This window comes from Silvibacterium dinghuense (assembly GCF_004123295.1).
In the GTDB taxonomy this organism is placed as follows: domain Bacteria; phylum Acidobacteriota; class Terriglobia; order Terriglobales; family Acidobacteriaceae; genus Silvibacterium; species Silvibacterium dinghuense.
The window spans coordinates 532968-539756 of sequence record NZ_SDMK01000003.1 but is presented as its reverse complement, the minus strand read 5'-3'; the positions used below and the strand labels follow the sequence as shown (position 1 = coordinate 539756).

12 protein-coding genes are annotated in these 6789 nt (G+C 60.5%); all 12 read left to right on the top strand.

Translation table 11 applies throughout. The features are described 5' to 3' along the window. Nucleotides 1-177, top strand: a 177-nt coding sequence (locus ESZ00_RS16275) for an EF-Tu C-terminal domain-related protein (protein WP_476749594.1), incomplete at its 5' end; no start/stop codon positions are given. A 121-nt stretch (nucleotides 178-298) separates the two neighbouring features. After that, nucleotides 299-616 (top strand): 30S ribosomal protein S10, encoded by a 318-nt coding sequence (rpsJ, locus tag ESZ00_RS16270; protein WP_050059838.1) that lies wholly within the window; start codon nucleotides 299-301, stop codon nucleotides 614-616. Between the two features lie 203 nt (nucleotides 617-819). Next, a complete protein-coding gene (rplC, locus tag ESZ00_RS16265; RefSeq protein WP_129209352.1) occupies nucleotides 820-1560 on the top strand; it encodes a 50S ribosomal protein L3 in 741 nt (246 codons plus the stop codon). Between the two features lie 190 nt (nucleotides 1561-1750). Next, nucleotides 1751-2419: a 50S ribosomal protein L4 gene (gene rplD / locus ESZ00_RS16260; protein ID WP_129209351.1), complete on the top strand. Its 669-nt coding sequence runs from the start codon at nucleotides 1751-1753 to the stop codon at nucleotides 2417-2419. Beyond that, nucleotides 2419-2712 carry a 50S ribosomal protein L23 gene (locus ESZ00_RS16255; RefSeq protein WP_129209350.1) on the top strand — a complete coding sequence of 98 codons (294 nt, stop codon included), beginning with the start codon at nucleotides 2419-2421 and terminating at the stop codon, nucleotides 2710-2712. Before rplD ends, ESZ00_RS16255 begins: the two co-directional genes overlap by 1 nt. 103 nt (nucleotides 2713-2815) lie before the next feature. Then, entirely contained in the window at nucleotides 2816-3640 is an 825-nt protein-coding gene (rplB, locus tag ESZ00_RS16250; RefSeq protein WP_129209349.1) for a 50S ribosomal protein L2, read from the top strand. Between the two features lie 139 nt (nucleotides 3641-3779). Continuing rightward, the gene (gene rpsS, locus ESZ00_RS16245) at nucleotides 3780-4067 is read left to right on the top strand and encodes a 30S ribosomal protein S19 (RefSeq protein WP_129209348.1); all 288 of its coding nucleotides are present in this window, start codon (nucleotides 3780-3782) and stop codon (nucleotides 4065-4067) included. A gap of 103 nt (nucleotides 4068-4170) precedes the next feature. Beyond that, nucleotides 4171-4719, top strand: a complete 549-nt coding sequence (rplV, locus tag ESZ00_RS16240) for a 50S ribosomal protein L22 (RefSeq protein ID WP_129209347.1) — start codon at nucleotides 4171-4173, stop codon at nucleotides 4717-4719. A 2-nt stretch (nucleotides 4720-4721) separates the two neighbouring features. Further along, nucleotides 4722-5393 carry a 30S ribosomal protein S3 gene (gene rpsC, locus ESZ00_RS16235; protein ID WP_129209346.1) on the top strand — a complete coding sequence of 224 codons (672 nt, stop codon included), beginning with the start codon at nucleotides 4722-4724 and terminating at the stop codon, nucleotides 5391-5393. 165 nt (nucleotides 5394-5558) lie between these two features. Next, nucleotides 5559-5993, top strand: a complete 435-nt coding sequence (rplP, locus tag ESZ00_RS16230) for a 50S ribosomal protein L16 (protein WP_129209345.1) — start codon at nucleotides 5559-5561, stop codon at nucleotides 5991-5993. 135 nt (nucleotides 5994-6128) lie between these two features. After that, the gene (rpmC, locus tag ESZ00_RS16225) at nucleotides 6129-6452 is read left to right on the top strand and encodes a 50S ribosomal protein L29 (RefSeq protein WP_129209344.1); all 324 of its coding nucleotides are present in this window, start codon (nucleotides 6129-6131) and stop codon (nucleotides 6450-6452) included. Continuing rightward, a complete protein-coding gene (gene rpsQ / locus ESZ00_RS16220) occupies nucleotides 6452-6775 on the top strand; it encodes a 30S ribosomal protein S17 (protein ID WP_129209343.1) in 324 nt (107 codons plus the stop codon). The genes rpmC and rpsQ overlap by 1 nt, the downstream gene beginning before the upstream one ends. The last annotated feature ends 14 nt before the right edge of the window (nucleotides 6776-6789 follow it).

The following is a 6789-nucleotide window of genomic DNA, read 5'->3' as shown; positions in this document are numbered from 1 at the left end:
GACGTGACCGGCACGGCGAAGCTGCCTGAGGGCACGGAGATGGTGATGCCGGGCGACAACATCCAGCTGGAGATTGAGCTGCACACTCCGGTGGCCATGGAAAAGGGCCTGCGCTTCGCCATCCGCGAAGGCGGCCGCACTGTCGGCGCCGGCACCATCAGCGAGATCCTCGCGTAGGACTGGCCGTCCAGGCAGACGCGCCGCGCGGCGCAGAAGCCGGGTTTGCTGGTTCAGAAGTGATAGAAGAGTTCAGCGGGAGGGCCTTAAGCCCTCCCAGTCTGAGGAAAGATACAAGACCATGGTTGGACAGAGAATTCGTATCCGGTTGAAGGCATATGACTACCGGGTGCTGGACACTTCGACGGGTGAGATTGTGGACACGGCCAAGCGCACGGGCGCTCAGGTTGCGGGTCCGATTCCCCTGCCGACGGTCAAGAACAAGTACTGCGTGCTGCGTTCGCCCCACGTCGACAAGAAGTCGCGCGAGGCCTTCGAGATCCGCACGCATAAGCGGCTGATCGATATCCTCGAGCCGACCCAGCAGACCGTGGACGCGCTGATGAAGCTCGACCTGCCGGCCGGCGTGGACGTCGAGATCAAGGCCTTCGAGAAGTAGCTCCTAGCCGTTAGCTTCTAGCTCTTAGCTTTTAGCTCGTTTGTGCGATAGCGCAAGGTTGAGTGGGGAGTAAAGATAGAAGCCGGGGAGCGGCGAAACTCAAAAGTTTTAAAGCTAGAAGCTAATAGCTAAAAGCTAGCAGCTAATTACAGCCTTCAGTGACTACGGAACGAGCGTAGCCATGATGGGGAAAGAAAAAAGAAATGTCAGTTACTGGAATTCTCGGCAAGAAGATCGGCATGACGCAGGTATTCGATGAGAAGGGTGAAGTTCACCCCATCACCGTTCTGCAGGCCGGTCCCTGCGTGATTACGCAGCTGAAGACCCTGGCCAAGGACGGCTACGATGCCGCCCAGATCGGTCTGGTTGAGTTTGTGAAGGCCCACAAGGTGACCAAGCCCCAGGCTGGCCACTTCGCCAAGGCCGATGTCGCCCCGGTCCGCATCATCAAGGAAGTCGGCGTCGAGGCTGCGAAGCCTGCTGCTGAGGGCGAGGCTGCTGTTTCGGCCAAGGCCGGCGATCGCGTCCTGGTCGATATCTTCGCGGACGAAAAGTTTGTCGACATCATCGGCACCAGCAAGGGCCGCGGTTTCGCAGGCGTTGTGCGCCGCCACGGTTTCGGCGGCGGTCCCAAGTCGCACGGCCACATGTTCCAGGTGCAGGGCTCGATCGGCGCCTCGTCGTTTCCCTCGCGCGTTCTGCCCAAGACCCGCATGCCTGGTCACATGGGCGATGTGCAGGTGACGGTGCGCAACCTCCGCATCCGCGGCATCGATCTCGAAGAGAACCTGATCATGCTCGAGGGCGCGGTACCGGGTCCCCGTGATGGTTATGTGCTGATCTCGAAGGCCAAGGCTCCGCCGCGTGAGCGTCGTGGATTCGCCGGCTCCGGCACGGTCGATCCGCTGAAGGCTTCGAAGAAGGCTTCGGGTAAGAAGAAGTAGTTTTAGAGGCTGCTCCGGTCAGGCAACATCCGATCGAAGCAGCCGGGTAGTCATGCAGTGAGCTGTTCGTAGTACGCAGTAGCAGTAACGGAGCGGGAAAGCCGCTCAGGCAGTTCGCGTCTCAGGGATATCCCGAGGCGCATAAATACCAGGGATCGCAGGGCAAGGGAGCGATCCGAAAGAGACGAACATGGCAAACATTGATGTATTGGACCTGGCGGGCAATAAGGTTGGCTCCTTCGAGCTGGCCGACGAGGTCTTCGCCCCCAGCCAGGTGAATGAAGGACTGGTTTGGGAAGCGGTCAAGCACTATCGCGCCGCGCTCCGCCAGGGCACCGCGGCAACCAAGAACCGCAAGCTGGTTTCGGGTTCGGGCAAGAAGCTGTGGAAGCAGAAGGGTACCGGCCGCGCCCGCGTGGGTTCGGTGCGTTCGCCCCTCTGGCGGCATGGCGGCACGGTTCACGGACCGCAGCCCCGTACCTATGACTACGCCTTCCCGAAGAAGAAGCTGATGGGCGCGCTGCGCTCGGTTCTGGCAGCCAAGCTCCAGGACGGACAGCTGACCGTGGTCGAAAGCCTCGAGCTCGATCAGCCCAAGGCAAAGCTCTACCGCCAGGCGCTGGACAAGCTCGACGTCAAGCGGACCGCGCTGCTCGTCGAGAACAGCCAGTCGCTGACTCCGACCCTGATCCTCGGCTCGCGCAACCTGGCCGGCGTGGATCTGGTCCTGAACAACGAAGTGCATCCTTATGATCTGCTGCGCTACCAGCGCGCGATCTTCTCGCGCCAGGCGCTTGAGTCTCTCCAGGAGGCACTCAAGAAGACGGTGTCGAAGCGCAAGAAAGCTGAGGTGGCTTAATGCCGACGACCTATAACGTAATCCGCCGCGCCCTGATCACCGAAAAGGGCCTGACCGTGAAGGAGACCGAGAGCACGCTGGTCTTCGAGGTGGACGGCAAGGCGACCAAGACGGAAGTGAAGCAGGCGGTCGAGCTGCTCTTCAAGGTGAAGGTGGACACGGTTCGCACCGCCAACTTCGCTGGCAAGGAACGCCGCCGCGGCAAGTTCTCCGGTTTTCGTCCGGACTGGAAGAAGGCGTATGTGCGCCTGAAGTCCGGCGAAAAGATGCCGGAGTACGTGAACAACCTCTAAGGAACAGGGCTCAGAGCACAGAGCTCAGCAAGAAGAACAGCCGGGATAACCAACTATCCGGCGGACGGGGGCCGAAGCCGGCCCCCGGTAGAGAGAAGAAACGATGCCGATTAAGACATATCGACCGATCACACCAACGCTGCGCTTCAAGACCACGCTGGTGAATGACGACATCACGACGGACAAGCCGTATAAGCCGCTGCTGGCAACCAAGCAGCGGACCGGCGGTCGCCGGAACTCGGGCGACCTGACCATCCGTCACCACGGCGGCGGCCACAAGAAGAAGCTGCGCCTTATCGATTTCAAGCGCGACAAGTACGGCGTTCCGGGCAAGGTTGCGACGATCGAATACGATCCGAACCGTTCTTCCCGCATTGCCCTTATCAGCTACGTGGACGGCGACAAGCGTTACATCATTCAGCCTGTGGGCCTGAAGGTGGGCATGACGGTGATGAGCGGTCCTGAGGCCGACATCCTGGTCGGAAACGCGCTGCCGCTCAAGAACATTCCTGCCGGTACCACGGTGCACAATGTCGAGCTTCGCCCCGGCAAGGGTGCGCAGATGGTGCGCTCGGCTGGCGCCTCGGCGCAGCTGGTGGCCAAGGAAGGCGAGTATGCCTTGCTGAAGCTGCCTTCCGGCGAGACCCGCCGCGTGCTGGTAGCCTGCATGGCGACGATCGGCCAGGTTGGCAATACCGATCACGAGAACGTGACCATCGGTAAGGCCGGCCGTAACCGCTGGAAGGGCATCCGCCCGACCAACCGCGGTGTCTCGATGAACCCTGTCGATCACCCGCACGGTGGTGGTGAGGGTAAGACCTCGGGTGGCCGTCATCCTGTGACGCCCTGGGGCCAGCCCACGCGCGGATACAAGACCCGCAACAACAAGCGGACCGATGTCTTCATCGTCAACCGCCGCAGCAAGTAGTTAAAGCAGCCTTTAGCTGCTAGCTTCTAGCTCCTAGCTAAAAGCACAAGCGCTAAAGGTTGCAGGCGGTCAGCAAGATTGAAAAAGGGCTCTAGCTAGAAGCTAGGAGCTAACAGCTAGAAGCTAAGAGGGTTTTAAGATGGCACGGTCGACAAAGAAAGGGCCCTTCATTGATGGGCACCTGATGGTCAAGATTGAGGTGCTGAACCAGGCGAACGACAAGAAGGTCGTTCGCACCTGGTCGCGCCGGTCCACCATCCACCCTGACATGGTGGGTCACACGATCGCGGTTCACAACGGCAAGAAGTTCGTGCCGGTGTACGTGACGGAGAACATGGTGGGTCACAAGCTGGGCGAATTCGCCGCAACGCGCACCTTCAAGGGCCACACGGCCAAGGGTGGCGAGAGCGGTGCGAAGCCGAAGTAACGGAATCGAAGGCGGAGAACGGCCCCTCGTTGAGAGGCCAACATAACGCCGATAGGGAACCAGCGGTGAAAGCCGCTAGGCCCTGAAGAAAAGGACGAAGGTCATGGCATTGGAAACGAAGGAATTCCGGGCTCAGGCACGCTTCCAGCGGGTTTCGCCGCAGAAGGCGCGGCTGGTGCTCAATCTGATCAAGGGCCGTAGCGTGGAAGAAGCGCTGAATACGGTCGCCTTCACGAAGAAGGCAGTCGCTCCGATGGTCGAGAAGGTGCTGCGTTCGGCTCTGCAGAACGCCAACTATCTCAGCCAGGAGCAGGGACTGGATGTGGACGTCGACAATCTGTATGTGAAGTCGGCGATCGCAAACGAAGGTCCGCGTATGAAGCGTATCCGCCCTGCGCCGATGGGCCGCGCTTACCGCTACCAGCGCCGTCTGGCTCACCTGGAGATCACGGTGGCCGAGCGCGTATCGGGCGAGAGCCTGGTCGAGACGGTAACCGACGCGCCGGCAGTTGAGGCGACGCCGAAGGCCGCCAAGAAGAAGAAGGCGACGACGAAGAAGAGCTCGACGCCGCGCACGGCAGCCAAGGGTTCGGCCAAGGCCGCTCCGAAGGCCGCGACGAAGCAGTGGAAGGGTTTGGGGAAGAAGGGTTAACGATGGGACAGAAAGTACATCCTTACGGATTTCGTCTGGGCGTCAATAAGCCCTGGCGCTCGCGCTGGTTCGTCGAGCGTGACTACGACAAGCTGCTGGTCGAGGACGTTCAGCTCAAGAAGGAACTGAAGGAGAAGCTGAAGGCTGCTGGCGTCAGCTCGGTCGAGATCGAGCGTCCCGGCAACAAGCTTCGCCTCATCATCCGCACCGCGCGTCCGGGCATCATCATCGGCCGCAAGGGCGCGGAGATCGAGAAGCTCAAGGTCGATCTGCAGAAGCGGACCAACCGCGATGTCTTTATCGATATCCTCGAGGTCAACAAGCCGGAGCTCGATGCCCAGCTGGTGGCCGAGAATATCGCACTGCAGCTCGAGAAGCGCGTCGGCTTCCGCCGCGCCATGCGTAAGTCGGTGGATTCGGCTCTGCGCTTCGGCTGCAAGGGCATCAAGGTCCGCGTTTCGGGCCGCCTGAACGGCAACGAAATTGCCCGTTCGGAGTGGTACCTCCAGGGCCGTCTGCCGCTGCACACGCTGCGTGCGGATATCGACTACGGCTTTGCCGAGGCGCACACCACCTACGGCATTATCGGCGTCAAGACCTGGATCTACCGCGGCGATATCTACCAGCAGCGTCGGCGTGAGCCTGCTGCGACGGTCGGCACGTCGGTGTTCTAAAGGCAGTGCACAGTTGCCAGTTGTCAGTCCCCAGGGGCTGGCCTCTGGCAGCTGAAGACTGACAGACGATTTTAAAGCAGTGCACGGTGATCAGTTGAAAGTCCCGCAGCGGGTTGAACTGAAAACTGACAACTGAAGACTGATAAGTGTTTTGAGGAATTCATCATGTTGATGCCAAAGAAGGTCAAGTATCGCAAGCAGCAACGCGGCCGCATGCGCGGCAAGGCGTGGCGCGGCAGCGAACTCGCATTTGGTGATTACGGCCTGAAGGTTATGGAGTGCGGCTACATCACCGACCGGCAGATCGAGGCCAGCCGTATTGCCATGACGCGCTTCATCAAGCGCGGTGGCAAGATCTGGCTGCGTCTGTTCCCGGACAAGCCGGTGACCCGGAAGCCTGCCGAAACCCGTATGGGTAAGGGCAAGGGCGCTCCTGACCACTGGGTAGCAGTCGTCCGCCCCGGCAAGGTGCTCTTCGAGATGGAGGGCGTAGCGCCCGAAATCGCGCAGGAAGCCATGCGTCTGGCGGCTCACAAGCTGCCGCTCAAGGTGCGCTTCGTGCAGCGTCACGATGTAAAGACAGTCGTGGCGGCCAAGTAAGGAAGTAGTCAGTGGTTAGTTCTCAGTTCTCGGTAACGGCCTCCAGGCATTGCCAGCTGTTCACTGAAAACTGAGAACTGAAGTGTGGGGATACGCGGGAGCCTGAATCCCGTCGTCCCGGAGAGAAGAAAAGAAATGGAACTCGAGAAGATTCGAAATCTGAGCGATGGCGAGCTGAAGGCCGAGCAGGCCAAGGCGGCTGAGCAGCTCTTTCGCCTCCGCTTCCAGATGAAGCTGGGCCAGAACGAGGGCGTCAAGAAGCTGCGCGGGCTCAAGAAGGACATTGCCCGCATCCAGACCGTGGCCCGCGAGCGTGAGCTTGGCCTGTACGGCGCGACTCCCAAGACGGAGTCCACCGAGCCCAAGCCCAAGGCCAAGAAGGCTGCCGTGAAGAAGACCGCGGCCAAGCCGGCGGTCAAGACCAAGAAGGCCAAGAGCGAGAAGGAGGCCGCTGAGTGATGAGCGAAGCCACGACGAAGACGGCGCCTGAGTCGCGCCGCAATGAGAAGGTAGGCAATGTCGTTTCGACCAAGATGCAGAAGACCATCGTGGTCGAGGTCGAAATGCGCAAGGCTCATCCGAAGTACAAGCGCGTCATGAAGACCAACAAGAAGTTCTATGCGCACGACGAAGAGAACACCGCGCGCGTGGGCGATGTGGTCCGCATCCGCGAGACCCGTCCCTTGAGCAAGCTCAAGCGCTGGAACCTCGAAGAGATCATCCGCCGCTCGGCTCTGGCTCAGGCCGAAGCCGCAGCCGAAGCCGCTGCCGCTGCGAAGTAAGCGCGAGATTAAGG

What these genes read in the sequence shown, in the direction of transcription:
- rpsJ (WP_050059838.1), top strand. Translation starts at nt 299, where the DNA reads ATGGTTGGACAGAGAATTCGTATCCGGTTGAAGGCATATGACTACCGG.
- rplC (WP_129209352.1), top strand. Translation starts at nt 820, where the DNA reads ATGTCAGTTACTGGAATTCTCGGCAAGAAGATCGGCATGACGCAGGTA.
- rplD (WP_129209351.1), top strand. Translation starts at nt 1,751, where the DNA reads ATGGCAAACATTGATGTATTGGACCTGGCGGGCAATAAGGTTGGCTCC.
- ESZ00_RS16255 (WP_129209350.1), top strand. Translation starts at nt 2,419, where the DNA reads ATGCCGACGACCTATAACGTAATCCGCCGCGCCCTGATCACCGAAAAG.
- rplB (WP_129209349.1), top strand. Translation starts at nt 2,816, where the DNA reads ATGCCGATTAAGACATATCGACCGATCACACCAACGCTGCGCTTCAAG.
- rpsS (WP_129209348.1), top strand. Translation starts at nt 3,780, where the DNA reads ATGGCACGGTCGACAAAGAAAGGGCCCTTCATTGATGGGCACCTGATG.
- rplV (WP_129209347.1), top strand. Translation starts at nt 4,171, where the DNA reads ATGGCATTGGAAACGAAGGAATTCCGGGCTCAGGCACGCTTCCAGCGG.
- rpsC (WP_129209346.1), top strand. Translation starts at nt 4,722, where the DNA reads ATGGGACAGAAAGTACATCCTTACGGATTTCGTCTGGGCGTCAATAAG.
- rplP (WP_129209345.1), top strand. Translation starts at nt 5,559, where the DNA reads ATGTTGATGCCAAAGAAGGTCAAGTATCGCAAGCAGCAACGCGGCCGC.
- rpmC (WP_129209344.1), top strand. Translation starts at nt 6,129, where the DNA reads ATGGAACTCGAGAAGATTCGAAATCTGAGCGATGGCGAGCTGAAGGCC.
- rpsQ (WP_129209343.1), top strand. Translation starts at nt 6,452, where the DNA reads ATGAGCGAAGCCACGACGAAGACGGCGCCTGAGTCGCGCCGCAATGAG.